Origin of the sequence: Streptosporangium sp. NPDC002544 (assembly GCF_040295965.1) — a bacterium.
Classification (GTDB): domain Bacteria; phylum Actinomycetota; class Actinomycetes; order Streptosporangiales; family Streptosporangiaceae; genus Streptosporangium.
Map to the genome: position 1 here is coordinate 161,779 of NZ_JBEOWJ010000015.1, position 26,984 is coordinate 188,762.

The following is a 26,984-nucleotide window of genomic DNA, read 5'->3' on the forward strand; positions in this document are numbered from 1 at the left end:
CTCGGGGTGGGGAACTCAGGTGGACGAGTTACGGGCCAGGTAGTCGGACGAGGCCTGGTACGCCCGTTCTATGTATCCAGATATATTCGATATATCCCGATAACGCAGCTGGGTCAGATCCATTCCCGGGCGTGTTTCGCCGCCCGACGGCATGACGTGGACCTCGATGTCGCCCGGCAGGGTGGCCATCTCCTCGGCGAAGCGGTGCCGCCTGGCGATCTCGAAGGCGGTCATCCCGACCTCCCACGGGCGCCGCGGCACCAGCAGGGGACGCTCGATCCTGCCCACGTGCAGCACGTAGACCCGGCGGGCGCCCAGCGCGACCGCGCGGCCGACCGGGATGCTGTGCACCAGCCCGCCGTCGAGGAAGTGCTCGCCGCCGATGCGGACCGGGGGTAGCAGCCCGGGGACGGCGCAGGAGGCCAGCACCGCCTCGACCAGGGGGCCCTCGGTGAACCAGTGCGCGGTGGCGCGCTCGACCGAGGCGGCCACGCACTGGAACGGCACCGCCAGATCCTCGATCCGGGAGACGGAGAGCGTCCGGGTCAGCAGGTCGCGCAGCGGCTGGCCGGAGTGCAGGTGGGTGCCGGTCCTGGCGAGGGTGGACAGCCGGGTCACCCACGACCCCGCGAACGCGGTACGGACCACGTTCGAGCCCCACAGCGTGGTCAGGCGCGCGACCGCGTCACCGGGGGAGGCGGCGAGCACGACGCCGTTCAGCGCGCCCACGGACGTGCCGACGATCACATCGGGCTTGATGCCCGCCTCGTCGAGTGCCCGCAGCATGCCCACCTCGTAAGCGCCGAGGACCCCTCCGCCGCCGAGGACGAAGGCGGTGTCCACGCTCATCGCTCCTCCGTAGGTTGCCAGGCGGCCCGGTGCCGCGCGATTCGTCAACGACCTCACGATAGACCGCGCCGGGGATCGGTACGGCCCCCCGGTGTCACGACGGGGCGGCGGGGCGGGGTCCGGATTCGGGCAAGGAAAAGGCGGCCAACTGTCGGGATCCGGCCATGGCCCCCGCACCGGCGGGCGGGCACGATCGGGTGCATGACAGCGGTGGTGGAAACCGAGGGGCTCACCAAGTTCTACGGCGGGCGCCGGGGACTTGAGGATCTCGACCTGGAGATCCGGCCCGGGGAGGTGTTCGGGTACCTCGGCCCGAACGGCGCGGGAAAGACGACCACGATCCGGCTGCTCCTGGACGTGATCCGCCCCACCAGGGGCCGGATGACGGTCCTCGGCAGCGATCCCCGCGAGGCGGACGTGCGGAGCCGGATCGGTTACCTGCCCGGCGAGCTGGCCCTGGAGGGCAGGGAACGGGCGGGAGACTACCTCGCCTTTCTCGGCGCGGTACGCGGCGGTGTGCCCAAGGGTCGGATCGCAGAGCTGGCCGAGCGGCTGGAGGCCGACCTGGCGGTGCCGATGGGCAAGCTTTCCAAGGGCAACAAGCAGAAGGTCGGGCTCATTCAGGCGTTCATGCACGAGCCGGAGTTCCTGATCCTCGACGAGCCGACCAGCGGCCTGGACCCGCTGGTGCAGCAGGAGTTCCTGGCGATGATCCGCGAGGTCCGCGCCTCCGGCCGTACCGTGCTGATGTCCTCGCACATGCTGGCCGAGGTCGAGCACGTCTCCGACCGGGTCGGCATCGTACGTGCCGGCAGGCTGGTCGCGGTGGAGGACGTCGCCGCGCTCCGCGAGAAGGCGGTGCGCCAGGTGGAGTTCCACTTCGACGCGCCGGTGCCCCGCGAGGCGTTCGAGAACCTGCCCGGCGTGCGGGACCTGCGGGTGGAGGGCGCCGGGGTGCGCTGCACCATCGACGGCCGCCCGGACGCGCTGGTCAAGGTGGCGGCGCGGTTCACCGTGGTGCACATGGTCAGCGCCGAGCCCGACCTCGAAGAGATCTTCCTGACCTACTACAGCGATGAGGAGGCGCGCCATGCCCGCGCTGGTGTCGAAGAGCCTGCGTGACTACCGGCGGGCGCTGCTCGGCTGGACGATCGGGATCAGCGCGTTCTTCGGGCTGTATCTGGCGTACTACCCGACCATCGTGAGCAACCCCGAGCTCTACGGGCAGGTGGCGCTGACCAAGTTCCCCGGGGCGATGCGCGATCTCATGGGCGGCCTGGAGGACGGCTTCACCAGCGGCCCCGGCTACCTGCAGACGCTGGTCTACCAGCTGTTCGGGCCGATGCTGTTCATCATGTGCGCCGCGGTGATCGGTAACCGGGCGATCGCCCAGCCCGAGGAGACGGGCACCCTGGAGCTGACCCTCACCCTCCCGATCACCCGCAGGCGGCTGGTCCTGGAGCGCTTCGCCGCCCTCGCCCTCGCCCTGCTCGGCGTGGCGGCGGTCACCTTCCTCGTCGTGTTCGGCCTGACCTCGGCCGTCGGCATGGACGTTCCGGCCGACCGGATCCTGGCCGGTCACACCGGCGTCTTCCTGCTCGCCCTCTTCTTCGGCACGCTCTGTCTGACCGTCGGCGCGTTGACGGGACGCAGGGGGGTCGCCCTGGCGGTGGTCGGGGTGGTCGCGGTGGCCGGCTACGTGGTCGAGACGATGGGCAGGGACGTGGACGGGGTGTCCTGGCTGCGCTGGATCTCGCCGTTCCACTACTACCTCGACGGACGGCCGATCCAGCAGGGATTTCCCGCGTGGGAGTATCTCGTGCTGGCAGGGGCGATCGTCGCGCTGGTGCTGACCGCGATACCGGCCTTCGACAGGCGTGACGTGGGAGTCTGATGGACGAGCTGCTCGGCGGCCATCTCCGGATGTTGAGGGAGGCGGCCGCCACCGGCAGGCCGCCGGGCAGAGCCGAGCTCGACGACTGCCGCGCCGCCGGTGCGCTGGCCGCGGAGCGGGGCGTGTCCGTCCGTGCCCTGGTCGAGGCGGCACTGGCCATGGCCGAGTCGGTGAGCCCCGCCCCGCTTCCGGCCCTGCGGCGTACGGTCTCCGCGCTGATGGAGGGGTACGAGGACGCCCAGCGGTCCGCGCTGCGCCAGGAGGAGCTCGCGCGCCGGGAGTTCGTCGACGACCTGCTCCAGGGGCGCGTCCACCGGCTCGCCGAGCGGGCCGAGCACTTCGGCCTCCGCCTGGCCGAGAGCTACGCGGTCGCCGTCGCCCGCCCCGCCGCCGATGCGGACGGCGGGCTCGCCGAGGAGACGGCCCGGCGGATCGAGGACGCGCTGATCGCCCGGTTCGGCTCGCACAACGTGCTGGTCGCGGTCCGGGACGGGATGCTCGTCTGCGTGGCGCCGGGCGGCCTCGCCGCTGCGACCGGCGAGTTCACCCACCACGTCCGCCGGCTGTTCGCGCCCGGCTGGCGGGTCGGTCTCGGCAGGGCACACCGAGGCCCCGGCGGGGTGGTCGCCTCCTATCGCGAGGGTGCCAACGCCATCGAGCTCGGCGACCGGCTGGGGTTGCGCGCCTCCGTGCTGAAAGCCGCCGACCTGCTGGTCTTCCCGGTGCTGCTGCGGGACCGGGCGGCCATCGAGGACCTGGTGACGACGGTGCTCAGCCCGCTGCTCGAGGCGCGGGGTGGTCCCGAGCCGCTGCTCGCCACGCTGGAGGCGGTCTTCGCCTCCCAGGGCAACCAGACCGCCGCCGCGCGCAGGCTCGGCGTCAGCACCCGGGCGGTGACCTACCGGCTGGAGCGGATCCGCCGCCTCACCGGGTTCTCACCGGACGATTCCACCCAGCGTTTCACCCTGGAGACGGCGGTCCTGGGCGCCCGGCTGCTGGACTGGCCCGCCCAGCCGCTGCGCTGACCGCCCCCGCCGTACGCGGAGCCCCGGTGGCCCGTCACCGAAGAACAGGGCGACGGGCCCGGGTCGACGCCGGACGCGGCGCCCTTTGACGCGCCTTCGCGCGTTCCCGCACGCCCGGCATCGGGCAAAGGGCGCTCAGGGGATCAGCAGCACCTTGCCGGTCGTACGGCGGGATTCGAGATCTGAGTGGGCGCGGGCGGCCTCCGCCAGCGGGTAGCGGTTGGAGATGTGCACCCGGATCCGCCCGTCGGCCACCCAGCCGTAGATCTCGGAGGCCCGCCAGACGAGCTCGTCGCGGGTGGCGATGTAGGCGTTCAGGCTGGGGCGGGTCAGGAACAGGGAGCCGTTCCTGGCGAGGATCTGCGGGTCGACGGGTGGGACCGGGCCGCTGGCCTGGCCGTACAGCGCCATCATGCCGCGCGGGCGCAGCGAGGCGATGCTCTCGTCGAAGGTGGCCGCGCCCACGCCGTCGTAGACGACGTGCACGCCGGAGCCGGTCAGCTTGCGGACCGCGTCGGGGAAGTGCCGGTAGCGGAGCACCTCGTCGGCGCCCGCCTGGCGGGCCAGGGCCTCCTTCTCCTCGCTGGAGACCGTGCCGATCACCCGGGCGCCGCGCAGCTTGGCGATCTGGGTGAGCAACAGGCCCATGCCGCCGGCGGCGGCGTGCACCAGCACGTCGTCACCGGCCTTCACCGCGTAGGTGGAGTGGGTCAGGTAGTGCGCGGTCAGTCCCTGGAGCGTGATGGCCGCCGCGGCCTCGGGCGAGACCCCCTCGGGCACCGAGAGCAGCTTGGAAGCGGGCACCGCGACCCTGGAGGCGTAACTGCGCGGCACGGACGCCCAGGCGACGGTGTCGCCGACGGCGACGTCGTGGACGTCCTCGCCGACCGCGACGACGGTGCCCGCGCCCTCCTCACCGGGAATGAAAGGCAGGGAGAGCGGGTAACGGCCCATCCGGTGGTAGATGTCGATGAAGTTCACGCCGGAGGCGGCGACGTCGACCAGGACCTCCCCGGGGTTCACCTCGGGGTCCGGATGGTCGTCGACGTAGGTGAGAACCTCGGGGCCGCCGGTGGCGGAGACGGCTATGGCGTGCATCGTGCTGAACTCCTTCGATCTGTCAGTGTCCCGATCGTCCCCGACACCGGGCGGATCACTCAGGGCTGCCCGGTGACGGCGGGGCCGTGCAGGGTGAAATTGTCGAACGCGGTCCTGAGCACGGCGTCGCTGTTCTCGCCGACCCGGGCGATCACGCCCACCAGGCCGTTGGGCAGCGGGTTGGTGTCGAGGAAGGACTGCGTCCGATCGCCGTTGACCCACATGTTGAGCTGCACACCCCCGTCGACCCCGGTGCACTCGGCTTGAAGGCGGGCGGTCTTCCCCTTGGGCAGGTCGACCTTGACGGGTTTGGTGAGCTCGCCCCCGGCGCTCTTGACGGTCTTGCGGATGCGGGCGTTCCCCGCGGTGTCGAGCAGGAACTCGTACCGGGTCGCCTTGTTGTCGTCCTCGCCCCGGCAGAACAGTCCGTACTCGCCCATGCCGACGCTGCCGGAGCGGATCGTGATATCGGTGCCGAGCAGGATCCGGCTCGGCGTGACCGGTGTGGGGCTCGCTGTGGGGTCGGGGGTGGCGGGGGGTGTGGGCACGAAGGGGATCGGGGCCTGTTCCCGCTTGATGGGGGAGTAGCCGCTGACGTCGATGGCGTAGTAGCCGTCGGGGGCGTAGCCGTAGCCGTAGGTGTCGGCGAGCGGATTGTAGGTGCCGCCGCTCCAGCCGGTGCCGCTCTGGGTGAAGTCGTCCTGGTAGAGCAGGGTGAGATTCTCCGGGGGGCCACCGGGGGAGAGGGCCAGACTCAGGCCGAACGCGCCGGCCACCACCAGGGCCGCCGCGGCCGCTCCGATGACCAGCTTGCGGCGCTTGGCCGACTGTTCACGCGGAAAGATCCCGAGATCGCTCTGCGGACTCAGGAGCGTGTGGCCGGGGCCCGTCTGCGGGTTGCCGGAGAACGTGTAGCCGGGCTGGGAGGACATCGAGGTGGGGGTCCACCGGAGGTCGTCGGTCCCCGGGGCGTTCGCGGGCCCGGCCGGCTGCCCCTGCCAGGAGGCCTGAACCGAGTGGGCGGTCTGCTCGGGCGCGGCGGAGCGGCCCACCAGGTGGTCGAGGAGCTGCTGGGAGGTGGGCCGGTGCCGCGGGTCCTTGGCCAGGGCGTAGCCGACCAGCTCGCGCAGCGCGGGCTCCATGCCCTCCAGGGTGGGCTCGGTGTTGAGCACCTGGTACAGCACCGCGGGCAGCGCCTCGCCGCCGAACGGAGCTCGCCCGCTCGCGGCGAAGGCCATCAGGCAGCCCCACGAGAACACGTCGCAGGCGGCCGAAACCGGCTCGCCGCGGAGCACCTCGGGCGCCATGTAGCGGGGGGTGCCGAGGATCTCACCGGTCCCGGTCATCCCGCTGAGCGTGTCCAGCGCGCGGGCGATGCCGAAGTCGATCACGCGGGGGCCGACCGGGGAGAGCAGCACGTTGGAGGGCTTGAGGTCGCGGTGCACCACCCCGGCGGCGTGGATGGCGGTCAGCGCGGTCGCCACCCCGACGGCCAGCGCGTCCAGGCTGGAGCCGTGCAGCGGCCCGCCGGACTCCACCGCCTCCTCCAGGTTGGGGCCGGTGACGTACTCGGTGACGACGTAGAGCTGGTCGCCGTCGAGCGCCGCCTCGATGACCGCGGCCGTGCAGAACCTGCGGACCCGCTGCGCGGCGTCGGCCTCCCTGCGGAACCGCATCCGGAACCGCTCGTGCTGGCTGTACTCCGAGTTGATGACCTTGATGGCGACCTGTTGCCCGTCGGGGGACTCGCCGAGATAGACCGTGCCCATCCCGCCGCGGCCCAGCCTGCTGAGCAAGCGGTATCGGCCTATCTGTAGTGGTTCGTCGGGACTGAGGTTGTTCACCTTTGTACCTAACCGCGTACGCCATCACATGAGTGGTTCAGCCTATCGATCTCTGGCCGCTCGCCAGCTGTCGCAACAGCGGAAGGTCCACTTTTTCCAGGCCGTCCACGGCCAGCACGCCCTCCCGCGCCATGCCGCCGGTGACCGACACCACCCGGCATCCGGCCGCGCGGGCCGCCGCGAGCCCGGTCGGGCTGTCCTCCACCGCCACGCACTCGCCGGGGTCGACGCCCAGCTCGGCGGCCGCCCGCAGGTAGGGGTCCGGCAGCGGTTTGCCGCGCGCGGTGTCCTCGGCGGCCACGACCAGGGTGAACCGCTCGGCCCCGACGGTCTGGAGCACCATGTCCACGATGCGCCGGGGGGAGGCGCTGACCAGCGCCGCGGGTACGCCACCCGCGCCCAGGTCGTCCAGCAGCCGGATCGCACCGGGCAGCGGCGTCACCCCGCCCGCGATCCGCTCGGCGAAGGCGTCGGTGAGCCGCGCCCCCACCCGTTCGACGGTGTCCGCTCCACCGGGGAGCGCGGACGCGCCGGAAGCGGTGGACGAGGCGCGCCTTACCAGGTGGGCGGCCACGTACTCGACCGGGCGGCCGAGCACGTGGCCGGCGTCGGCCTCGGCCAGTTCCAGACCCGACTCCGCGGCGACCGCCGCGCACGCCTGCCACCACATTCCCTCGGTGTCCACGAGTGTGCCGTCCATGTCGAACAGGACGGCGCGGAGTTCACCCGACACCCGCGGGATCCTCCGACGCCTCGGACGCATCCGGCCCCGAGGGCTCCGGGAGAGCGGGAACGGTGCGCGCCGCGACGAGGACGGGCCGCTGCACGAGGGCGACGTCCACCCGCGTGCCCGGCGCCAGCCGCACCGCGTCGTGTCCCGGTACGTCGCTGAGGATCTCCAGCTCGCCCAGCCGCACCCGCAGCCGCGCGACCGAACCGCGGAAGGAGGAGGCCACGATCGTGGCACTTCCCTCGGGGGAGGGCGTGACCAGCACCGCCTCGGGGCGGACCAGCACGTCGACGTCGGAGGCGGAGGGCAGCGGGCCGTCCACCGGCATGAGCCGGCCCAGGACCGTGACCTCCTGACCGGACAGGTGGCCGGGGACGTGGTTCATCGTGCCGACGAACTCCGCGACGAACGGGGTGGCGGGCCGGTCGTAGACCTCGGCCGGGGGACCGCACTGCTCCAGCCGCCCGGCGCGCAGCACCGCGACCCGGTCGGCGACCGACAGGGCCTCCTCCTGGTCGTGGGTGACGAAGATGGTGGTGATGCCCAGTTCGAGCTGGAGCCGGCGGATCTCCTCGCGGAGCGTGACACGGACCTTGGCGTCCAGCGCGGACAGCGGCTCGTCGAGCAGCAGCACGCGCGGCTCCAGCGCCAGCGCCCTGGCCAGGGCGACGCGCTGCTGCTGGCCGCCGGAGAGCTCGTGCGGGTAGCGCTGGGCGTGCGTCGGCAGGCCGACCAGCTCCAGCAACTCGGCCGCCCGCGCGTGCCGTCTGGCGGTGGGCACCTTGCGGACCCGGAGCCCGAAGGCCACGTTGTCCCTGGCGTTGAGGTTGGGGAACAGGCTGTAGGACTGGAAGACCATGCCCGCGTCCCGCCGGTTGGCGGGGACCCGGGTGATGTCCTTGCCGTCCACCAGCACCGCCCCGGCGTCGGGGTGCTCGAACCCGGCGACGCAGCGCAGCGCCGTGGTCTTCCCGCAGCCCGACGGGCCGAGCAGGGCCATCAGCTCGCCCTGCTCCACGGTGAGGTCCAGGCCGTCCAGCGCGACCGTACGGCCGAACGCGCGGCGCAGTCCTCGGAACTCGACGGTCACGAACGCTTCCTTCCCGCACCCGAGAGGGTGAGCAGCAGCAGCCAGATGAGGAGCAGGCTGATGATCGACAGTGCCACGGAGAGCTGCCCGTCGTTCCCGGAGATGGTGACGATCCAGACCGGGAAGGTCTGGTAACCGAGCAGGGCGGCGACCGTGTACTCGCCGAGCACCAGCGCGAGGGTGAGGAACGAGGCGCTGGCGATGGCGGAGCGGATGTTGGGGATGATCACCCGGAACAGCACGTACGGCCACGAGGCGCCCAGGTTGCGGGCCGCCTCCACCAGGGTCCGCACGTCGATCGCGCGCAGCCCGGCGTCCAGCGACCGGTAGGCGAACGGCAGCGTCAGCACCACGTACGCCAGCACCAGGACGACCGGGAACCGCTCGTCCTGGATGGCGATCAGCGTCGCCCAGAGCGGTGTGGCGGCCAGCGCGTCGATGCCGCCGCGCAGCGCCGTGCTGATGCCGACCACGTAGGTGATCGGCGGCACGACCAGCGGGAGCGTGGCGATCAGCTCCAGCACCGGCCCCAGCCTCGACGCGCCGAGCCGTACGGCCAGCATCGCCGGAAGGGTCAGCAGCAGCACCGCGACGATGGTGGCGGCGGCCAGCCCGAGGGAGAGCAGCAGGCTGGACAGGAAGCCGGGCGCCGACAGGATCCGGCCGTAGGCGGCGAGCGAGAAGCCCTGCCCCTCGGAGTAGACGGTGAACCAGAACGACACGGCCATCGGCACGACGAAGTAGAGCGCCGCGACGACCAGCACGACCCCCCGCCAGGCCCGTCGCTGCCCGGGGCGGGCGGCGGGGCCCGGACCGCCGGGAGTGACGTCGGGCAGGGTGGCTACCGCAACCATCGGGAACTCCTCCTCTGCAGCGGCAGGTAGACCGCCATCACCAGCAGCGCGATGACGATCATGTCGAGGCTCAGGGCGAGCGCGATGTTCTCGTAGCCGATGAGGACGTCACCGGTGAGCGCGTCGGCGATCTGCAGGGTGACCAGCGGGACCGTGCTGCCGACCATGGCGGCGGCGGTGGCGTAGGCGGCGAACGCGCCGCCGAACAGCAGGACGACGCCGCCGAGCAGCGCGGGGGTCAGCACCGGGATGCCGACGTGGCGCCAGAACTGCCAGGTGGTGGCGCCGCTGTTCTGCGCCGCCTCCCGCCACTGCGGGCGCAGGCCGTCCAGCGCCGGGGTCACCACGAGCACCATCAGCGGCACCGAGAAGTACAGGTAGACCAGGGCCAGGCCCCAGAAGTTGTACAGCGTGCCGGGGCCGATGCCCAGCGCGGTGGTGAGCACCCCCGAGTTGCCCAGGGTGGCGATCCAGATGAAGGCCAGCGGCACGCCGCCGAAGTTGGCCAGCACGCCGGAGAAGGTCAGCACCGCCTCGCGCAGCGCCGTGAAGCGAGAGGTGATCACGGCCTGGGCCAGGAACGTCCCGAGGACCGCGGCGACCACCGCCACCACCGCCGACAGTTGCACGCTGCTGAGCAGCGCGTTGAGGTAGGCGCCCTGCAGGCTCCTGGACAGGTTGGCGGTGCCGATGGACGACACCCTGGTCGCCGGGTCCCTGACGGTGAACGCCCCGACGAGCAGGGTGACCGCCGGGATGCCGAACGCCACGGTCACCACGACCAGCAGCGGCAGGGCGCCCAGCCAGTTCTTGGATCGGCCGTGGCCGCCGCGCGGGGCGGCGGCCGTGACCGTGCTCTCCGTCATCCCGAGACCGCGGCGCCCCAGCCGTTCGCCAGGACCTCCTTGGCCTTGTTGACCTGTGCCTCGGACGGGAAGGTGGGCTCACCCTCGACCGGCGGGAGGTTGGCCTCGGCGGCCTTGTCGACCGTACCGTCGGCCTGCATGGCGGGCAGCAGGACCGGGCGGGCGAAGCCCCCGAGGTAGAGGTTCTGGCCCTCGGTGCTGTAGAGGAACTCCTGCCACAGGCGCGCGGCGGCCGGGTGCGGGGCGTCCTTGTTGATGGCCTGGGCGTACAGCTGGAAGTACTCGCCGTCGCTGGGGATGACGGTCTTCCAGTCGATGCCCTTCTCCGCCATCTTGGGGGCGTAGGCGGCGTTGTTGTAGTCCCAGTCGATGCTGATCTGGGTCTCGCCCTTCTCGATGGTGGCCGGGGTGGTCTCCACCGGGTTGAAGTTCCCGCTCTCCTTGAGCTTCTTGAAGAAGTCCAGGCCGGGCTGGATGTCGTCGAAGGAGCCGCCGTTCGCGAGGGCCGCCGCGTACACGCCCGCGAACGCCGAGCCGGACTTGGTCGGGTTGCCGTTCAGGGCGATCTTGCCCTTGTACTCGGGCTTGAGCAGGTCGGCGTAGGTCTCCGGGCACTTGTCGATCTTCTTGGCGTCGCAGCCGATGGAGATGTAGCCGCCGTAGTCGTTGAACCAGAGGCCGGAGGGCTCCTTCTGGTTCTCGGGGATCTTGTCCCACGTCTGGACCTTGTACGGCGCGAACAGGCCCTCGGCGGCGCCGCTGATCGCGAAGGACTGGCCGATGTCGAGAACGTCGGGGGCGCGGTCCTGGCCCTTGCGGGTCTTCACCGCGTTGATCTCGTCGGCGCTGGCGGCGTCGGGCGTCTCGCTCTCGATCTCGATGCCGTACTTCGTCTTGAACGCCTCGATGATCTTTCCGTAGTTGGCCCAGTCCGGCGGCAGGGCGATGACGTGGAGCTTGCCCTCCTTCTTGGCGGCCTCGACGAGCTTGTCCAGCCCGCCGAAGTCGGCCGCGGAGGTGGCGGTTCTGGCGTCCACGCCGGCCGCGGAGCCTCCGTCGGAGGCGGCTCCCGACGGGGTCGACGTGCCGGGGGCGGCCCCGCACGCGGTGGCTCCCACCAGGAGGAAAGCGGCCAGACCTGCAAGGCGAACTCGGGATGCGATCACTGTGTCTCCCAAGGGGGTGTCGCGCAATATTTCACGAAAGTAGACGAACTTGTACAAACAAGCTAGACCTCGTATGCCGTGAATAAGTTGCTGTTTGGTGAACGCATGGAGTACGTGGGTGAAATGCGAAAATCGCAGCTATGTGGGTGATTCAGGGGTGTTTAGGGTGGAGGTCGGTCTCGTCGGTCGGTGCGCGCAGCCAAGCATCGCACCCACCATCGGGAACAGGGGCGGAACAGGAGCGGGAACCGCGGTGGGAACAGAATCGGACGTCGGGCCGAATACGAGGGCGGTTCTGAGAGGCGAGGCGGGATTGCGTGGTAACCGGACGTTCGCGAGTGTCCTGAAGGGGGCGCGGGTGTTGGAAGGCGCACGGGAAGGAATCCCGTCGTTCGGGGGCTCGGGAGAAAGGAGCCGGGTGTGACCCCCCGTTACCTGGGCATCGCGGAGAGGCTGCGCGACGCGATCATGCGAGGCGAGTACGCCGTGGGGGCACAGTTGCCCTCGGAGGCCGATCTGGCCACCCGCTTCGCGGCCTCCCGGGGCACGATCCGCCAGGCCGTCGCGGTGCTCGCCACCGAGGGCCTGGTCGGCTCCCGGCAGGGGGCCAGGCGCATCGTGCTCGGCCGCGAGCGCAGCCAGAGCTTCGCCGAGCTGCACAGCTTCGCCCAGTGGGCGCGGGCGATGGGCTACCGGGTCAGCGGGCAGGTGCTGCAACAGCGTCGCAGGGGCGCCGACGCCACCGAGGCGGCCCGGCTGGCGCTCCAGCCGGGCGAACCGGTGCTGTCGGTGCTGCGGCTTCGTTCCCTGGAAGGCGAGCCGGTGATGCTGGAGCGCACGACCTACGCCGGGTGGATCGCCCCGGCCGTCGAGCGGATCGAACCCGGCTGCGAGTCGATCACCCGGGCCCTCTACGACAGCGTCGGCCTCGTCTTCGCCTACGGCGAGCACCTCATCGACGCGGTGGCCGCCGGCGTGCAGGACTCCAGGCTGCTGGCGGTGCGCAGGGGCAGCCCGCTGCTGCGTCAGCGCCGGGTCACCACCACCCACGAGGGCCGGCCCGTCGAGTGGTCCGACGACCGCTACCGCGCGGGCAGCGTGACCTTCAGCATCCGCAACTCGGTGGACGCCAACCCGCTGGTACGGCAGATGGGTGACTTGCGCCCGGCTCGATGAGAACGTATGTTCGATACGACAGGCCCGCCTTCCCCCGGGCACTCATCCGAAGCCGCGGGGAGAAGAGGCGTCTTGAACCGACTCTACGGCGACCCTGTCGAGGTGTGGACCCGCGAGGGACGGCCCGTCCAGTTCGTCTGGCGAGACCAGCTCTACACGGTCCACCGGATTCTCGACCACTGGGTTGTCGCGCGCGAGTGGTGGAAGGTCTCCGACAGTGATCCGGGCGAGCGCCGGTTCTGGCGAGCCGAGGCCGCCACCGGTGGCCAGGTCGGCACCTACGAGCTCCGCTTCGACACCGCGGGCGAGGGCTGGCTGCTGATCAGGGCCTGGGACTGACTCCCCGCCCCAGGCCGCGGCCACGCTCCAGGACCCCACCCCGCCCCGGCGTCCGGCAGGCTCCGGACGGTGCGCCGGGATCCGGCGCCGGTGCTTGGCGCCCGCGGTCTGGATCCCGGTGATCTGCCGGACCGTCGCCGCGCAGAGCAGTGCGGCGACCGTGACGGCGGTCAGCTCGGGCGGGCCGAAACCGGTCAGGCCGGTGCCCGCCCGGGACACGCCCGGCCAGAGCCGTACCAGCACCAGCGTGAGCGCGACCAGCCAGCTCAGCCACCAGGCGGCGAGCAGCACCCGCCAGCGCGGGCGGCGGTCGGCCGGCGGACGGGAGGCCCGCCACAACCGGTCGACCAGCACGACGGGGGCGACGAGGTTGACCACCGGCACGAACCAGCTCGCCAGGACGGTGGCCACCGCGGGCCGGTCGGCGCACCGCCGGGCACGGAGCAGCCAGTTCAGGTACGCGACGACGGCGGCGATCACGGCCGTGGCGAAGAAAATGATCAGGATGGCGAAGACCGTCACCGCGCCGAAGATCGCGTCGGCACCGGGGGCGTGGGGGTCGCCGCCGAGTTTCGAGATCTCCAGGACGAGGCGCCGGCCACGGGCCTGTTCGAACACCGCCAGGGCGGCGGTCGCGACCACCAGGGTGGTAAGGGTGAAGTAGACGGCCGAAGCCGACCTTTTCTGTAGAGATGGGATAGAGCGCATGTATATCTCCCCCCGCCATGCGCTGAGGACCTGCCCTTTTTCTATCCCGTCAGCCCTTTCGCTAATCAGCCCACTCGGACCACTCTGTCCACTTGGCCAACTCGGCTCGCTCAGCTCACGGTGCCCGACTCCCAGGCCCACGCGGCGATCTCCACCCGGTTCCTGGCGCCGAGCTTCGTCTGGATGCTTCCCAGGTGCGTCTTCACCGTCGACAGCGACACGAACAGCTCGGCGGCGACCTCCTGGTTGGTCCGTCCCCTGGCCACCAGGCGTACGACGTCCAGCTCGCGCTCGGTGAGGGGCTCGCGGGGCGGCCGGCGGGCACCGGCCCGCGGGTGGGCCAGGTGTTCGAGCAGGCGTACGGTCACCGAGGGCGACACCAGCGCGTCCCCCGCCGCCGCGGCCCGGATCGCCTCGATGAGCAGGGTCGGCCCGCTGTCCTTGAGCAGGAAGCCGGTCGCTCCGGCGCGCAGCGCCCCGTAGACGTACTCGTCCAGGTCGAAGGTCGTGACGATGACCACCTTCATCGGGTTGGGCACCCCCGGTCCCGCCAGGAGGCGGGTGGCCTCCAGGCCGTCCAGCTTGGGCATCCGGATGTCCAGCAGGCAGACGTCGGGCCGCAGCCTCCGCGCCAGCTCGACGGCCTCGGCTCCGTTGGCGGCCGTCGCCAGGACCTCCATGTCCTCCTGGGCGTCCAGAATCATCTGGAACCCGGTCCGCACCAGTTCCTGGTCGTCAGCGATGAGCACTCGAATCGTCACCTGACGGATTTTGCCAGTTCCAGACCAGGGTGAAATCGGCAGTCCGGTCAATGCGTCCCGGCCGACCACGGCCGGGGAGGGCGCCGGCGGGTCCGCGCGGCACCATGGAAGCGGGCGCATCGGACAATTTTTCGGCCGGCCGGTGATCGGAGCCCCGGGAAAGGCATTACTGGGTGTGGATGATCCAGAAGCGCGATTCACCGCGCTGTACGACCGGCACTATCGCAGCGTGCTCGGCTACGCGCTGCTGCGGGCCGAACGACAGGCGGCCGAGGACATCGCGAGCGAGACGTTCCTGATCGCCTGGCAGCAGCTGGAGCGGCTGCCGGAGGCGCCGCTGCCGTGGCTGCTCGGCATCGCCCGCAACCTGCTGCGCAAGCAGTGGCGTTCCGGGCTGCGACGGCAGGCGCTGGCGGACCGGCTGGCCGACCTCTCCCCCGAGGGAGACGTGGCCGAGCAGGTCACCGAGCGCGAGGCGGCGCTCGCGGCGCTCGCCGGGCTGTCCGAGCTGGACGCCGAGGCCGTGGTCCTGGCCAGTTGGTACGGCCTCGCCCCGGCCGAGGCCGCCAAGCTCGTGGGCTGCTCGGCCCGCGCGTTCACGGTCCGTCTGCACCGCGCTCGCCGCCGCCTGTCCCAGGCATTCGATTTCACCCCCATCACCCTGCAGGAGCAGTCATGAACGACGTTGACGAGCGCATCCGCGCGCTGCGCCCCGACGCCCTCACCGACGACGCCTACCGGCGTCGCCGCGAGGCCGACCTCGCCCGCGCCTTCGCGACGGCCAAGCCTCGCCTCCGCCCCGTGTCCCGCCTGCGTCTCAGGCCGCGGCTCGTGCTGACCGGCGCCCTCATCGGGCTGGCCGCCGCAGTGGCGGTACCGGCGGTCATGACGGGCACGATCGGGCTGCGGGGACCGGGGGGCGGCCGGAGCGAGGGGGCCGTTTCCTCCGTCGCAGCCCCAGACAGGTCCCCGGCGGAGAAATCCTCCGTGACGCTCGACGCCCGGTCGTTCCTGCTGGCGAGCGCGAAGACGGTGGCGAGCGAGAGCACCCCCGAGGGCCGGTACTGGTTCGACCGCACCCGGACCTTCGAGCCCGTCGGGGCCGGCGCGGTCGTCGCCCACACCGACGAGATCTGGTCCGACGGCCGAAAGGGGCGGAGCTCGTCCAATCAGGACGTCAAGATCACCTTCGAGACCTCCTCCGACGAGGCGGCGTGGAAGGCCAAGGGATCCCCGTCCCTGTGGCCCTCCCCTGAGACCAGTGACTTCGCCATGATCCTGCAAATAGGGCTCGGTGCCAAGACACTGACCGTGGGGAAGGAGCAGAAGCTGCCCGGCGACGTCGAGGGGCTTGAGCGCTGGCTCCGCTCGGCGCACCGCGAGGGGCCGTTCGCGGACTTCGCCTTCGATGCGGCGCGCCACCTGCTCTCCATGCCGACGAGCGCGGCCACGCGCGCCTCGATGCTGCGCATCCTGGCCGCCCAGCCGGGACTCGTCCTGAAGCAGGGCGTCCTCGACCCGCTCGGCCGCACGGGCACCGCGGTCACCACGGCCAACGGCCACCACACCCTGGTCATCGACGAGTCGGGGGCGCGCCTGCTGGCCTTCCTCTACGACGGCCCGGACGAGAAGCCCCGCGCCACCGACTCCCGCACCGTGTTCATCCCCGCTCGTAAGGGGCTCAAGGTCGCGTACGAGAGCTCCGGCTGGGTCAACGAACTCGGCGCCCGGAAGTGATCTCCCGCCCCGCCGCCCCGGAGGGGGGCGGCGGGGCACCCGGCGGGTCCGCCACCCCGGCGGGGGCGGGGTGGCTCAGCCGAGGACCAGGTCCCGGATCGTCTTCAGGGAGGTCTCGTCGCGGGGACCCATCACCAGGAGGTTGCTCACCGGGCTCTTGCGCCACAGCTCCAGGCGTTCGCGGATGCGGCCCACCGGGCCGACCAGGGAGATGCCGTCGGCCAGCTCGTCGGGGATCGCGTTGAACGCCTCGTCCCTGCGCCCGGCCAGGTAGAGCGCCTGGATCTCCTCGGCGGCCTCGGCGTAGCCCATCCTGCCGATGATGTCGGCGTGGAAGTTGCGGCTCTTGGCGCCCATGCCGCCGATGTAGAGGGTCAGCATCATCTTCACCCCGTCCAGCGCCGCCCTGACGTCGTCGGTGATCAGTGTCATGACCATGGCGGCGATGTCGAAGTCAGGCCCGGCGCCGGCGAGCGAGGGGCCGTACATCCGCTCGATCTTCTCGGGGAACACGAAGAGCGGCAGCCAGCCGTCGGCGATCTCGGTGGCGAGCGCGACGTTTTTCGGGCCCTCCGCGCCGAGATAGAGGGGGATCTCGCCGCGGAGCGGGTGGGTGATCAGCTTCAGCGGCTTGCCGAGGTTCGCGCCGCCCGGGTAGGGCAGGGGGTAGTGCTCGCCGTCGCTGGTCACCGGCTCCTCGCGGCGCCAGACCTTGCGCATGATCTCGACGTACTCGCGGGTGCGGGCGAGCGGCTTGGGGAACGGACGACCGTACCAGCCCTCGACCACCTGGGGGCCGGACGCGCCGATGCCGAGCAGCAGCCGCCCGCCGGTGAGATGATCGAGGGTCATCGCGGTCATCGCGGTCGCCGCCGGGGTCCTGGCGGAGATCTGCACCACCGATGTGCCCAGTTTGATGCGGGACGTCCGCGCGCCGTACCAGGCCAGCGGGGTGAAGGCGTCGCTACCGTAGGCTTCCGCGGTCCAGACGGACTCGTACCCCAGCCGTTCCGCGGCCTGGACGAGTTCGGTGGCGTCGTCGGCGTCGCGCTGCCAGTAGCCGAGGTTCAGGCCGAGTTTCAGGTCGGTACTCACCGGGTCTCCTCGCAACGTAAGGCCGGACACGCTCCGCAATTAGAACACGTTCTACATTGGTCGGTCGAGTGTGAGGTGTCGAAATTCGGTCTCCCGGGAAGCGTTCATCTGTGCTCTATGCAGCTCGCAAGCTCCTCTCCCTGATCTTTCTCCTTGCCCTCGCCGTCGCGGGAGCGATCCCGGCCGTGGCGCACGCGGCGGGGCGGCCCAACATCGTGCTGGTTCTCGTTGACGACCTGGATGCGGGGGATCTCCAGAAATTTCCCAACATCTCAAACCTCCTTGCCAGGGGTGGCACCAGCTTCGACCGGTTCTTCGTGCCGAACTCCTGGTGTTGCCCGTCGCGCGCGTCGATCATGCGCTCCCAGTACGTGCACAGCCACGGAGTGCTGACCAACACCGCTCCCGAGGGCGGCTTCACCAAGTACTACACAACCGGCCTGGAACGTTCCACGCTCGGGACCTGGATGAAGTCGGCCGGATACCGCACCGGCCTGATGGGCAAGTACCTCAACCACTACCCCGGCGGCGCCACCGCCGCCACCTACGTGCCGCCCGGCTGGGACGAGTGGGACGTGCCGGTGCGCAGGCTCTACGAGGAGTACGGCTACACGCTCAACGAGAACGGCGCGTTGCGGGCCTACGGCTTCGCGCCGGAGGACTACCTGGCCGACGTGCTCAGTGCGAAGGCGGGGGCGTTCGTCTCCCAGCCGGGCGCCGACCCGTTCTTCCTCTACCTCGCCCCGATCGCCCCGCACAACCCGGCCAACTACGCCCCCCGGCACGAGGCCGCCTTCGCCGGAGCGGTGGCCCCGCGCACCCCGTCCTTCAACCAGCCGGATGTCAGTGCCGAGCCACTCTGGCTCAGGTCGCTTCCGCAGTTCGACGCCAGGAAGGTCCAGAAGATCGACCGGCACTACCGCGACCGGCTCCGGGCGATGCTCGGCGTGGACGACATGGTGGGTGCCCTGATCGAGTCCCTCAGGGTCTCCGGCAAGCTGGATGAAACGTATATCTTTTTCGCCTCCGATAACGGGTTCCACCAGGGCCAGCACCGGCTCGCCCAGGGCAAGACCACCCCCTTCGACGAGTCGATCAAGGTGCCGCTCCTGGTCCGCGGCCCCGGTGTGCCGGCGGGCCACGTCATCGGCGACATGGCCTCCACGGTGGACCTGGCCCCGACGTTCGCCCAGCTGGCCGGTGTCACGCTCCCCGACTTCGTCGAGGGCCGCTCCCTGCTGCCGCTCCTGCAGGGCCGCACGCCGCCCTCGTGGCGCCAGAACGTGCTGCTGGAGTTCAACCGCCCGACGGACCCGGGCTCGGCCCGCCAGACTCCGGTCCCGGCCTACCAGGGCATGCGGACCGCCTGGCACACCTTCGTCCGCTACTCAACCGGCGAGTACCAGCTCTACGACCTCGTCGCGGATCCCTACCAGCTCCGCAACATCGCCGCCGAGACCCCGCTCTCCGTGATCGCCCAGTTCAACCAGCAACTCGACGCCCTGGTCTCCTGCTCGGGCGCCACCTGCAGGTCAGCCGACTCGGTCAAGCCGCCCGTGCTGCCCGTCAGGCCCCTCTTCCTCGGCCCGTGGGGACCGTGAGATGCCGGGGTAGGCCCGCAGCAGGTGGGCCTCGACGGCGGCGGCGGCCCCCGCCGCGTCCCCGGCGACGATGGCCCGGTGGATCCGATGGTGATCGGCCATCAGCCCTGCCGTGTCGCCGAGGCGCTCGACCGCGCCGACCGCGTAGCGGCGGAGCGAGTCACGCAGCGAGAGCATCATGGCGGTGGTCAGCCTGTTGCCCGACGCCTCGGCGATGGCCACGTGGAAGGCCGTGTCGTGCTCGACGAACTCCTCCGCGGTCGTCGAGGCGTCCATCCGCTCCAGCGCGGCGGTCAGGGCCGACAGGTCCGCCCCGTGTGCCGCGGCGTGCGCGGCGGACCACTTTTCGATCATCAGCCGGGCGTCGACGACCTCCGCCAGCGACAGGTTCGACAGCCCGAGGTGGAGTCTGAGCAGGTCGCTCAGGGCGTCCGCGGGCCTGGAGATGAGGCAGGCCCCCGCGTCCGGCCCCCGCCCGACCTGCGACGACACCACGCCCAGCGTCTCCAGAACCCGCATCGCCTCGCGTACGGACGACCGGCTCACCCGCAGTTGCTCGGCGAGTTGCCGCTCGCCGGGCAGGCGGTCGCCGACCGTGAGCCCGTCGTCCGCGATGCGCCGCTCGATCTGGGCGATCACGTCCTCGAACGCCCGGGTGCGCCGGACCGGCTGCCAACCGCTCAAGGGGGCCTCCTCTTGTGAGGGAATATGGTCAGACCATACTATGGTCTGACCATACGAGCGTAAAGGAGTGCCGTGCGCGTCGCCCTGTTCATCACCTGCGTGAACGACACGCTCTTTCCCGGCACCGGGCGAGCGGTCGTCACGCTGCTGCGCCGCCTCGGGTGTGACGTCGAGTTCCCGCGGGCGCAGACCTGCTGTGGCCAGATGCACGTCAACACGGGGTACCCCGAGGAGGGCAGCCGGCTCGCGCGGCACTTCGTGGACGTCTTCGCCGAGTACGACGCGGTCGTCGCGCCGTCCGGGTCGTGCGCCGCGATGGTCCGCGAGCAGTACCCGCGTCTCGCCCGCACCCCGGCCGCCGCCGGAGCCCCCGCGGGGGAGAGGCCCCCGCCCGGCTCGTTCGCCGCGGAGGTGGCCGAGACGGTGCCGAAGGTCTACGAGCTCTCGGAGTTCCTCGTCGACGTCCTCGGTGTCACCGACGTCGGCGCCTACTTCCCGCACCGGGTGACCTACCACCCGACCTGCCACTCGCTGCGCGGCCTCCGCTTGGGAGACCGGCCCACCCGCCTGCTTGAGCAGGTCAGGGGCCTGGAGCTGGTCCCGCTCCCCGGAGCGGACGAGTGCTGTGGTTTCGGCGGCACCTTCGCGGTGAAGAACCCGGCGATCTCCGCCGCCATGTGCGCGGACAAGGTGCACAATGTCGCGACCACCGGTGCCGAGGTGCTGTGCGCCGCCGACAACTCCTGCCTGATGCACATCGGCGGCACCCTCAGACGCCAGCGCACCGGTGTACGGATCATGCACCTCGCCGAGATCCTCGCCGCCACGGAGAGCGGCGACGGCAGGGCGGTGCGCGGATGAGCGGGGGCGCCACGTTCCTCGGCATGCCGGCCTTCCCCGCGAACGCCGCGGTCGCCGTGCAGGACTCACAGCTCAGGTACAACCTCCGCAAGGCCACCCACACGATCCGCGGCAAGCGGGCCGCCGTGGTCGGCGAGCTGCCCGACTGGGCCAAGCTCCGGCGGGCGGGCAAGGAGATCAAGGACCATACCCTGCGCAACCTGGAGCGCTACCTGGTGCGCATGGAGGAGGCGGTCACCGCGGCGGGCGGCCACGTTCACTGGGCGGCCGACGCCAAGGAGGCCAACCGGATCGTCGCCGACCTGGTCAAGGCCACCGGCGAGACCAGCGTGGTCAAGGTCAAGTCGATGGCGACCCAGGAGATCGGCCTCAACGAGGCTCTCGAACTGGAGGGCATCACCGCGTACGAGACCGACCTGGCCGAGCTGATCGTCCAGCTCGGCGACGACTGGCCCTCGCACATCCTGGTCCCGGCGATCCACCGCAACCGCGCGGAGATCCGCGAGATCTTCCGGGAGAAGATGGCCGACTGGGGGCGTGCCGCGCCGGCGGACCTGACGGACGACCCCCGCGCCCTCGCCGAGGCCGCCCGGCTCCACCTGCGCGAGCGCTTCCTTTCCACCAGGGTCGCGATCTCCGGCGCCAACTTCATGATCGCCGAGACCGGCACGCTGGTGGTGCTGGAGTCCGAGGGCAACGGGCGGATGTGCCTCACCCTGCCCGAGACGCTGATCAGCGTGGTCGGCATCGAGAAGCTGCTGCCCAGCTGGCAGGACCTGGAGGTCTTCCTCCAGCTGCTGCCCAGGAGCTCCACCGGCGAGCGGATGAACCCCTACACCTCCACCTGGACCGGCGCGGTCGAGGGGCAGGAGTTCCACCTGGTGCTGCTCGACAACGGCCGGACGAACGTGCTGGCGGACGAGATCGGCCGTCAGGCGCTGCGCTGCATCCGCTGCTCGGCCTGCCTGAACGTCTGCCCGGTCTACGAGCGGGCCGGAGGCCACGCGTACGGCTCGGTCTATCCGGGACCGATCGGGGCGATCCTCACCCCGCAACTGCGCGGCACCGCCTCGAAGCTGGACGCGTCGCTGCCGTACGCCTCGACCCTCTGCGGCGCCTGCCTCGACGCCTGCCCGGTCGCGATCGACATCCCCGAGGTCCTGGTCCACCTGCGTGGCAAGGTCCGCCACGCGCGCGTCGAGCGCCTGGGCATGCGTGCCGCCGGATGGGTGTTCAACCGCCCCGCGCGGCTGGCACGTGCTCAGCGGCTCGGCGGCCGCCTGCGCAGGTTCGTCCCCGGGCGCCTGCCGGGCCCGCTGTCGGCCTGGACCGACACGCGCGACATTCCCGATATTCCTCCCGAGTCATTCCGTGACTGGTGGGACCGTACAGACGGAGGCGTTCAATGACCGCTGCGGGCAGCAGGGAGCTGATCCTGTCGCGGATCCGCTCCGCGGTGGCCGGGGCCGGCGAGGTCGAGATCACCCGCGCCTACCGCACCTCACCGGACCCGGCCCGCGCGACGGGCCTGGTGGAACTGCTCGCCGAGCGGGTGGCCGACTACCGGGCCGTCGTGCACGTGGTGGACGAGGGGGAGGCGGCCGCGACGATCGCGGCGGCGCTGGCCCGCCGGGGCGCCACCCGGTTGGTCGTCCCCGAAGGACTGCCACCCGAGTGGGCCCCCGGAGAGCCGGTCACCGACGATCCGCCGCTGAGCGCGGCCGAGCTGGACGGGGTGGACGGGGTCGTCACCGGGTGCGCCGTGGCGATCGCGGAGACCGGCACGATCGTGCTGGACGCCGGCCCCGGGCAGGGGCGCCGGGCGCTGACCCTGGTACCGGACTACCACCTGTGCGTCGTGCGCGCCGGGCAGATCGTGGCCGGTGTTCCCGAGGCCGTCGGCAGGCTCGACCCGTCCAGGCCGCTGACCTGGATCAGCGGTCCCTCCGCGACCAGCGACATCGAGCTGAACCGGGTGGAGGGCGTGCACGGCCCGCGCGCGCTGGAGGTCGTCGTCATCCGCTGATCCGGCGGGGGGAGGCGCGTCGGGCGCGAAACACGGACGTGGCCGTGCTGGACGTCTACGGCATGCCCGGCTAGCGTGCCATGGCGTGTGATCCACAGGGCTCGGCCGGCGGACGGTTGTCGCCCGCCGGGGTCGATCCGATCCTCGCCGTCCATCAGGCCCGCAGGAGAAAAGGCGGAATTTACCGATCCGTTACCTGCCCACGTGGTGTCATTATCGGATATTGTCGCGAGTCGTTACTGCGTAACCCCAGGTCAAGGTCATTGGAGTCCTGTTTCCATGAAACCGCCGCTGCTGCTCATCGGGCAGGGCTCGCACGACGACAACGGATCCGCTGAATTCGGTAGGTTCATCCACCGGCTCCGCTGTCGCCTGGACCAGACGGCGGCCGACGTCTCCGGCGGCTACATCGCCAAGGCCAGGCCACGCCTCAGTGACTCCGTCGCATCGCTGGTCGCGCGCGGGCACCACCGGATGGTGGCCCAGCCCATGAGTCTCACCGGCGGTACGTGGCTCGGCACGGACATCCCCTCCGCGATAGCCCGCGAGCGGGAGAGACATCCCATGCTCACCTGCGACTACGGCCGTTCCCTGGGCTCCGACCCCCGTATCCTCGCGCTGCTCGCCGAGCGGCTGGCCGACGCCGCCGCCGAGGTCGCCAGTCTCCGGCTGGTCCCCGCCGCCGCCGGGCCGCTCGACGAGGAACCCGAGCACATCGAGATCGGCGAGACCGCCGTCGTCCTGGTCGGTGACGGCTCCACCAGCCCCGAGACCAACGCCGACGTGCACCGGGTCTCCCGGCTCTTCTGGGAGACCCACGCCCACGAGTACATGACCGTGGAGACGGCGTTCGTCTCCCTCACCCCGCCCGGCGTCCCCGGCGGCATCGAGCGCTGCCGCCGCCTCGGCGCCAAGCGCGTGATCGTCGTGCCCTACCTGCTCTTCGCCGGCGGCCTGCTCGACCGCGTCTGGGCTCAGGCCATGGCCTACGCCGCAGGCCACTCGAACCTGGACGTCCGCTGCGCCGACGTCATCGGTGACTGCGAGGGCCTGGCCGACGTGGTCATCGAGCGCTATGAGGAGGCGCTCAGCGGCATCGCCTGGTGATCCCGTGATGGTTTTGGTGTTTTTCCGACTGGTTTCTGGAGGAGACTGAAGCGCATGACCATCCTCGAGGAGACCATCGCGGCGATCCGTCCCGCCGACCCGGCGGCCGTCGCCGAGGCCCGAGCCCACCAGGACCGCCTGACCAAGCCCAGGGGCGCGCTGGGCGCGCTGGAGGACGTGGCGATACGGCTGGCCGGGGCCGCGGCGGTCAGCCCGCCGCCACTCCCGGTTCCCGCGGCTCTGGCGATCTTCGCCGCCGACCACGGTGTCCACGCCAGGGGCGTGACCCCGTGGCCGCAGGAGGTCACCCTGCAGATGGTCGGCAACTTCCTCGCGGGCGGCGCCGTGGCCAACGCCTTCGCCGCCCAGGTAGGCGCCTCGGTGACGGTCGTCGACGTCGGTGTGGCCGCCGACCTCGACCCCGCGCCAGGACTGACGATCAGTAAGGTCGCGTACGGTACGGCCGACCTGTCCCGCGGACCGGCGATGACCCCCGAGCAGGCGGTCGCGGCCCTGGAGGCCGGGATCGCCCATGCCCGCGATCTCGTCGACGGAGGCGCCCGCTGCCTGATCACCGGAGACATGGGCATCGCCAACACCACCGCCTCGGCCGCGTTGATCTGCGCGTTCACCGGGCACGAAGCGGCGGCCGTGACCGGCAGGGGCACCGGTATCGACGGCGAGACCCTGGAACGCAAGGTCGAGGTGGTCCGCGAGGCACTCCGGGTGAACGGCCTGGAGCGCGAGCCGGGTGCCGCCTCCTCGGTGTCCGCCCTGGAGACGCTGGCCGCGGTCGGCGGCCTGGAACACGCGGCGATCGCCGGATTCGTCCTCGCCGGGGCCGCTCTGCGGGTGCCGGTCATCCTGGACGGTGTCATCGCGGGGGCGGCGGTACTGGCGGCGGCGGCGATGGCGCCCGACGTCGTCGACCACTGCGTGGCCGGGCACCGCTCGGCCGAACCCGGTCACGCCGCAGCCCTGGATCACCTGGGCCTGCGCCCCCTGGTGGAGTTGGAACTCCGGCTCGGCGAGGGCACCGGCGGCCTGCTCGCCCACCCGCTCGTCTGCGCCGCGGCCAGGGTGATGCACGAGGTCGCGACCTTCGATTCCGCCGGTGTGACGGACAAGGAAGCCTGACCTGCGGAAGTCTTGAAGCCGACCGGTTGACAACAGTCAGCCGTCTCTTGACACCTGTTAACACAGGTGCAGCAAAGAGAGCGTCGTTAGCCGGTAGGTTTACCTCTTAAGCACGTCATGATTCACAATTCCTCGTGAACGGGAGATCGGTCGCCATGTCGCCCTACCTGCTCGGCTTGCGCCTCTCCGGGCGGCGGGTACTCGTCGTGGGCGGTGGACGCGTCGCCCAGCGGCGTGTGCCGGCGCTGCTCGACGCGGGCGCACTGGTCACCATCGTCTCGACGAGCGTCACGCACGCCCTCGACGATCTCATCGCGACAGGTCGCGTGACCTGGGAGGCCAGGCGCTACCAGGCCGGCGACGTCGACGGGGCCTGGCTGGTACAGGCCTGCACGGACAACCCCGAGGTGAACGCCGCCGTGGCCGAGGAGGCCGAGGCGAAGCGGATCTGGTGCGTGCGCGCCGACGACAAGGACGCCTCCGCGGCCTGGACCCCCGCCAGCGGCAAGGTGGACGAGATCAGTGTGGCGATCACCGCCGGAGGCGATCCCCGGCGCGCCGCCGGGATCAGGGACGCCGTCGTGGGCGCTCTCAGGGACGGTACGGTCGACGCCCGGCGCAACCGTACCAAGCTCGTGGGCGTCGCCCTGGTCGGTGGCGGTCCCGGCGACCCCGGCCTGATCACGGTCCGTGGACGGCAGTTGCTGGCCCAGGCCGACGTGGTCGTCGCCGACCGTCTCGCCCCGCAGGCCCTGCTCGACGAACTCTCCCCGGACGTCGAGCTGATCGACGCCGCGAAGATTCCCTACGGTCGCTACATGGCCCAGGAGAGGATCAACGAGCTGCTGATCGAGCACGCCAGGCAGGGCAAGTTCGTGGTCCGGCTCAAGGGAGGCGACCCGTTCGTCTTCGGCCGCGGTGGCGAGGAGTTGCTCGCCTGCGCCCGCGCGGGCATCCCGGTGGTCGTGGTCCCCGGCATCACCAGCCCGGTCGCGGTGCCGGCCGCCGCCAACGTGCCCGTGACGCATCGCGGCGTCAGCCAGGAATTCCATGTGATCTCCGTACACGTCCCGCCGGGCGACGAGAGGTCCACGGTCGACTGGCCCAATCTGGCCAGATCCGGCGGCACGTTGGTGCTTATGATGGCGGTCGAACGGATCGGGGTGATCGCCGAAACGCTGCTCCATAACGGACGTTCGCCGGAAACTCCCGTAATGGTGGTACAGGACGGTACCCTTCCGACCCAGCGCGCTCTTTACGCCACGCTCTCCACCGTGGCGGAGCGCGTAAGCGCGGCTGAGATTCGGCCCCCTGCGATCGTGATCGTCGGTGATGTCGTGAAGGTCGGCCAGGAGGTCGAGATGGTTCGAGCGGAGCGAGTACCGTGAAATCGGCTTCCAACAGGCCTCCCCATTCGGGTGGTGGCCGTGACCCTCGCCTCGCCGGCACCCCCCAGGAGCCATCTGGCGGCCCCCCGCCGGATGACCAGGAATCCCCCGGCGAGCAGACGGTGACCTTCGGCGCCATCCGTCCAGACGATGACGCCGCCTCCATCCGCGCCCGCCCCCAGCCCGCCGCCGGGGCGGCCGGTCCCGCCGCGCCCCCCGGCAGAACAGCGGGTCCCGCCACGCCTCCGGGCAGGAGGGCCGGTCCGGCCGCCCCGGGCGAGGCGGCCGATCCAGCCGCCCCGCCCGCTTCGGCGGAGGCGATGGCGGCCTTCCACGCCGCCGCGGCCGCCGCCCAGGCCACGATCGCCGCCATCACCACCTCCCGGGAGGTGGCCAAGCCCGCCTCCGCCGACGCCCCGGGCAGCCGTCCTCCGGGTGCCGCCCGCAGCGGCCCCGCCACGGCCTCGCCCGGTGCGGCCTCCGGTCCGAACGCCTCCCCGGCCGCTTCCCGCGGCGGTGCCCCCGCCCCGCAGCGGGCCCCCCGTGGTGGCGCTCCCGCCCCGCCGGGGGCGGCCCCGGGTCAGGGTGTCCCTCCTTCCCCCGGCGCTTCGCGTGGTGGTGGCCCTGCCACCACTTCTCCCGGTGTCCCTCCGAGGCCGGGTGTTCCCGCCTCCCAGGGGGGTTTTGCGGGAGCTGCTCGCGGGGACGGCCCCGCCGAGGGCTCTCGCGGTGCGGCTTTCCGTCCGGGGCCCGCTTTCCCGAGCGCTCCCCGTGCCGGTGGTGGCCCCGTCACACCTTCTCCCCAGGCCGGTCCCGGTGCGCTCTTTTGCCCAGGTGCCCCCGTTCCCCCGAGCGCTCCCCGCGCCGGTGCCCCCGCCACTCCCGCACCCGGCGCTTTCGGGGGTTCCGTCCCTGGAGAAGGTGCCGCAGGCTCCTCCCGTACGGCCG

At 71.3% G+C, this 26,984-nt stretch carries 25 protein-coding genes and 1 pseudogene; 14 read left to right on the plus strand and 12 right to left on the minus strand.

The window, feature by feature from the left end; genetic code table 11:
• Nucleotides 1-15: 15 nt before the first annotated feature.
• Nucleotides 16-849 carry a patatin-like phospholipase family protein gene (locus tag ABT061_RS23635; protein WP_350921486.1) on the minus strand — a complete coding sequence of 278 codons (834 nt, stop codon included), beginning with the start codon at nt 847-849 and terminating at the stop codon, nt 16-18.
• Between the two features lie 201 nt (nt 850-1,050).
• Between ABT061_RS23635 and ABT061_RS23640 the strand changes: the two genes are divergently transcribed.
• From ABT061_RS23640 to ABT061_RS23650, 3 genes are read left to right on the plus strand one after another with little or no spacing between them, the layout of a single operon-like run.
• Nucleotides 1,051-1,971 carry an ABC transporter ATP-binding protein gene (locus ABT061_RS23640; protein ID WP_350921489.1) on the plus strand — a complete coding sequence of 307 codons (921 nt, stop codon included), beginning with the start codon at nt 1,051-1,053 and terminating at the stop codon, nt 1,969-1,971.
• Nucleotides 1,940-2,743 (plus strand): DUF2705 family protein, encoded by an 804-nt coding sequence (locus ABT061_RS23645; RefSeq protein ID WP_350921491.1) that lies wholly within the window; start codon nt 1,940-1,942, stop codon nt 2,741-2,743. The genes ABT061_RS23640 and ABT061_RS23645 overlap by 32 nt, the downstream gene beginning before the upstream one ends.
• On the plus strand, nt 2,743-3,768 hold the full coding sequence (locus ABT061_RS23650) for a PucR family transcriptional regulator (protein ID WP_350921494.1): 1,026 nt from the start codon (nt 2,743-2,745) through the stop codon (nt 3,766-3,768). The genes ABT061_RS23645 and ABT061_RS23650 overlap by 1 nt, the downstream gene beginning before the upstream one ends.
• Nucleotides 3,769-3,903: 135 nt before the next feature.
• On the opposite strand, the gene ABT061_RS23655 is transcribed toward ABT061_RS23650, so the two are convergent.
• From ABT061_RS23655 to ABT061_RS23685, 7 genes are read right to left on the minus strand one after another with little or no spacing between them, the layout of a single operon-like run.
• Nucleotides 3,904-4,866 (minus strand): quinone oxidoreductase family protein, encoded by a 963-nt coding sequence (locus tag ABT061_RS23655; protein ID WP_350921496.1) that lies wholly within the window; start codon nt 4,864-4,866, stop codon nt 3,904-3,906.
• Nucleotides 4,867-4,925: 59 nt separating this feature from the next.
• On the minus strand, nt 4,926-6,710 hold the full coding sequence (locus ABT061_RS23660) for a serine/threonine-protein kinase (protein ID WP_350921498.1): 1,785 nt from the start codon (nt 6,708-6,710) through the stop codon (nt 4,926-4,928).
• 37 nt (nt 6,711-6,747) lie between these two features.
• Nucleotides 6,748-7,443, minus strand: a complete 696-nt coding sequence (locus ABT061_RS23665) for an HAD family hydrolase (RefSeq protein ID WP_350921501.1) — start codon at nt 7,441-7,443, stop codon at nt 6,748-6,750.
• The gene (locus ABT061_RS23670; RefSeq protein ID WP_350921503.1) at nt 7,433-8,530 is read right to left on the minus strand and encodes an ABC transporter ATP-binding protein; all 1,098 of its coding nucleotides are present in this window, start codon (nt 8,528-8,530) and stop codon (nt 7,433-7,435) included. Before ABT061_RS23670 ends, ABT061_RS23665 begins: the two co-directional genes overlap by 11 nt.
• Nucleotides 8,527-9,384 carry an ABC transporter permease gene (locus ABT061_RS23675; protein ID WP_350921505.1) on the minus strand — a complete coding sequence of 286 codons (858 nt, stop codon included), beginning with the start codon at nt 9,382-9,384 and terminating at the stop codon, nt 8,527-8,529. The genes ABT061_RS23670 and ABT061_RS23675 overlap by 4 nt, the downstream gene beginning before the upstream one ends.
• Nucleotides 9,372-10,250 carry an ABC transporter permease gene (locus ABT061_RS23680; RefSeq protein ID WP_350921508.1) on the minus strand — a complete coding sequence of 293 codons (879 nt, stop codon included), beginning with the start codon at nt 10,248-10,250 and terminating at the stop codon, nt 9,372-9,374. The genes ABT061_RS23675 and ABT061_RS23680 overlap by 13 nt, the downstream gene beginning before the upstream one ends.
• Nucleotides 10,247-11,416, minus strand: coding sequence for an ABC transporter substrate-binding protein (locus tag ABT061_RS23685; RefSeq protein WP_350921510.1), 1,170 nt, complete (start codon nt 11,414-11,416; stop codon nt 10,247-10,249). Before ABT061_RS23685 ends, ABT061_RS23680 begins: the two co-directional genes overlap by 4 nt.
• A gap of 420 nt (nt 11,417-11,836) precedes the next feature.
• Between ABT061_RS23685 and ABT061_RS23690 the strand changes: the two genes are divergently transcribed.
• Complete coding sequence (locus ABT061_RS23690; protein WP_350921513.1) at nt 11,837-12,592, plus strand: GntR family transcriptional regulator; 756 nt, start codon at nt 11,837-11,839, stop codon at nt 12,590-12,592.
• A gap of 6 nt (nt 12,593-12,598) precedes the next feature.
• Nucleotides 12,599-12,931 carry a DUF6504 family protein gene (locus ABT061_RS23695; protein WP_350921628.1) on the plus strand — a complete coding sequence of 111 codons (333 nt, stop codon included), beginning with the start codon at nt 12,599-12,601 and terminating at the stop codon, nt 12,929-12,931.
• 132 nt (nt 12,932-13,063) lie between these two features.
• Here the strand turns inward: ABT061_RS23695 and ABT061_RS23700 are convergent.
• Nucleotides 13,064-13,639, minus strand: a pseudogene (locus ABT061_RS23700) (DUF4328 domain-containing protein); the annotation flags it as partial.
• 110 nt (nt 13,640-13,749) lie between these two features.
• Complete coding sequence (locus ABT061_RS23705; protein ID WP_350921515.1) at nt 13,750-14,400, minus strand: response regulator transcription factor; 651 nt, start codon at nt 14,398-14,400, stop codon at nt 13,750-13,752.
• Nucleotides 14,401-14,575: 175 nt separating this feature from the next.
• On the opposite strand from ABT061_RS23705, the gene ABT061_RS23710 reads away from it, so the two are divergent.
• Both ABT061_RS23710 and ABT061_RS23715 read left to right on the plus strand, forming a co-directional pair.
• Nucleotides 14,576-15,079 (plus strand): RNA polymerase sigma factor, encoded by a 504-nt coding sequence (locus ABT061_RS23710; protein ID WP_350921517.1) that lies wholly within the window; start codon nt 14,576-14,578, stop codon nt 15,077-15,079.
• Nucleotides 15,076-16,137: a hypothetical protein gene (locus ABT061_RS23715; protein WP_350921520.1), complete on the plus strand. Its 1,062-nt coding sequence runs from the start codon at nt 15,076-15,078 to the stop codon at nt 16,135-16,137. Before ABT061_RS23710 ends, ABT061_RS23715 begins: the two co-directional genes overlap by 4 nt.
• A gap of 75 nt (nt 16,138-16,212) precedes the next feature.
• On the opposite strand, the gene ABT061_RS23720 is transcribed toward ABT061_RS23715, so the two are convergent.
• Entirely contained in the window at nt 16,213-17,232 is a 1,020-nt protein-coding gene (locus ABT061_RS23720) for an LLM class F420-dependent oxidoreductase (protein ID WP_350921522.1), read from the minus strand.
• Between the two features lie 110 nt (nt 17,233-17,342).
• Between ABT061_RS23720 and ABT061_RS23725 the strand changes: the two genes are divergently transcribed.
• Nucleotides 17,343-18,833, plus strand: a complete 1,491-nt coding sequence (locus ABT061_RS23725; RefSeq protein WP_350921524.1) for a sulfatase family protein — start codon at nt 17,343-17,345, stop codon at nt 18,831-18,833.
• Here the strand turns inward: ABT061_RS23725 and ABT061_RS23730 are convergent.
• Nucleotides 18,765-19,517, minus strand: a complete 753-nt coding sequence (locus tag ABT061_RS23730; RefSeq protein ID WP_350921527.1) for a FadR/GntR family transcriptional regulator — start codon at nt 19,515-19,517, stop codon at nt 18,765-18,767. The two genes, ABT061_RS23725 and ABT061_RS23730, sit on opposite strands and share 69 nt — an antisense overlap.
• A gap of 72 nt (nt 19,518-19,589) precedes the next feature.
• On the opposite strand from ABT061_RS23730, the gene ABT061_RS23735 reads away from it, so the two are divergent.
• The 6 genes from ABT061_RS23735 (at nt 19,590) to cobA (ending at nt 26,036) form a co-directional block, all read left to right on the plus strand.
• Nucleotides 19,590-20,378, plus strand: coding sequence for a (Fe-S)-binding protein (locus tag ABT061_RS23735; RefSeq protein WP_350921529.1), 789 nt, complete (start codon nt 19,590-19,592; stop codon nt 20,376-20,378).
• A complete protein-coding gene (locus ABT061_RS23740) occupies nt 20,375-21,787 on the plus strand; it encodes a lactate utilization protein B (protein ID WP_350921531.1) in 1,413 nt (470 codons plus the stop codon). The genes ABT061_RS23735 and ABT061_RS23740 overlap by 4 nt, the downstream gene beginning before the upstream one ends.
• Nucleotides 21,784-22,404 (plus strand): LutC/YkgG family protein, encoded by a 621-nt coding sequence (locus tag ABT061_RS23745; protein ID WP_350921534.1) that lies wholly within the window; start codon nt 21,784-21,786, stop codon nt 22,402-22,404. The genes ABT061_RS23740 and ABT061_RS23745 overlap by 4 nt, the downstream gene beginning before the upstream one ends.
• A gap of 279 nt (nt 22,405-22,683) precedes the next feature.
• A complete protein-coding gene (locus ABT061_RS23750; RefSeq protein WP_350921536.1) occupies nt 22,684-23,511 on the plus strand; it encodes a sirohydrochlorin chelatase in 828 nt (275 codons plus the stop codon).
• Between the two features lie 54 nt (nt 23,512-23,565).
• The gene (cobT, locus tag ABT061_RS23755; RefSeq protein WP_350921539.1) at nt 23,566-24,648 is read left to right on the plus strand and encodes a nicotinate-nucleotide--dimethylbenzimidazole phosphoribosyltransferase; all 1,083 of its coding nucleotides are present in this window, start codon (nt 23,566-23,568) and stop codon (nt 24,646-24,648) included.
• Between the two features lie 155 nt (nt 24,649-24,803).
• Nucleotides 24,804-26,036, plus strand: a complete 1,233-nt coding sequence (cobA, locus tag ABT061_RS23760; RefSeq protein WP_350921630.1) for a uroporphyrinogen-III C-methyltransferase — start codon at nt 24,804-24,806, stop codon at nt 26,034-26,036.
• Nucleotides 26,037-26,984 lie beyond the last annotated feature (948 nt).

Coding starts and splice junctions, on each gene's coding strand:
- ABT061_RS23635 (WP_350921486.1), bottom strand. CDS start 849: ATGAGCGTGGACACCGCCTTCGTCCTCGGCGGCGGAGGGGTCCTCGGC.
- ABT061_RS23640 (WP_350921489.1), top strand. CDS start 1,051: ATGACAGCGGTGGTGGAAACCGAGGGGCTCACCAAGTTCTACGGCGGG.
- ABT061_RS23645 (WP_350921491.1), top strand. CDS start 1,940: ATGCCCGCGCTGGTGTCGAAGAGCCTGCGTGACTACCGGCGGGCGCTG.
- ABT061_RS23650 (WP_350921494.1), top strand. CDS start 2,743: ATGGACGAGCTGCTCGGCGGCCATCTCCGGATGTTGAGGGAGGCGGCC.
- ABT061_RS23655 (WP_350921496.1), bottom strand. CDS start 4,866: ATGCACGCCATAGCCGTCTCCGCCACCGGCGGCCCCGAGGTTCTCACC.
- ABT061_RS23675 (WP_350921505.1), bottom strand. CDS start 9,384: ATGGTTGCGGTAGCCACCCTGCCCGACGTCACTCCCGGCGGTCCGGGC.
- ABT061_RS23680 (WP_350921508.1), bottom strand. CDS start 10,250: ATGACGGAGAGCACGGTCACGGCCGCCGCCCCGCGCGGCGGCCACGGC.
- ABT061_RS23695 (WP_350921628.1), top strand. CDS start 12,599: ATGTTCGATACGACAGGCCCGCCTTCCCCCGGGCACTCATCCGAAGCC.
- ABT061_RS23715 (WP_350921520.1), top strand. CDS start 15,076: ATGAACGACGTTGACGAGCGCATCCGCGCGCTGCGCCCCGACGCCCTC.
- ABT061_RS23740 (WP_350921531.1), top strand. CDS start 20,375: ATGAGCGGGGGCGCCACGTTCCTCGGCATGCCGGCCTTCCCCGCGAAC.
- ABT061_RS23745 (WP_350921534.1), top strand. CDS start 21,784: ATGACCGCTGCGGGCAGCAGGGAGCTGATCCTGTCGCGGATCCGCTCC.
- ABT061_RS23750 (WP_350921536.1), top strand. CDS start 22,684: ATGAAACCGCCGCTGCTGCTCATCGGGCAGGGCTCGCACGACGACAAC.
- cobT (WP_350921539.1), top strand. CDS start 23,566: ATGACCATCCTCGAGGAGACCATCGCGGCGATCCGTCCCGCCGACCCG.
- cobA (WP_350921630.1), top strand. CDS start 24,804: ATGTCGCCCTACCTGCTCGGCTTGCGCCTCTCCGGGCGGCGGGTACTC.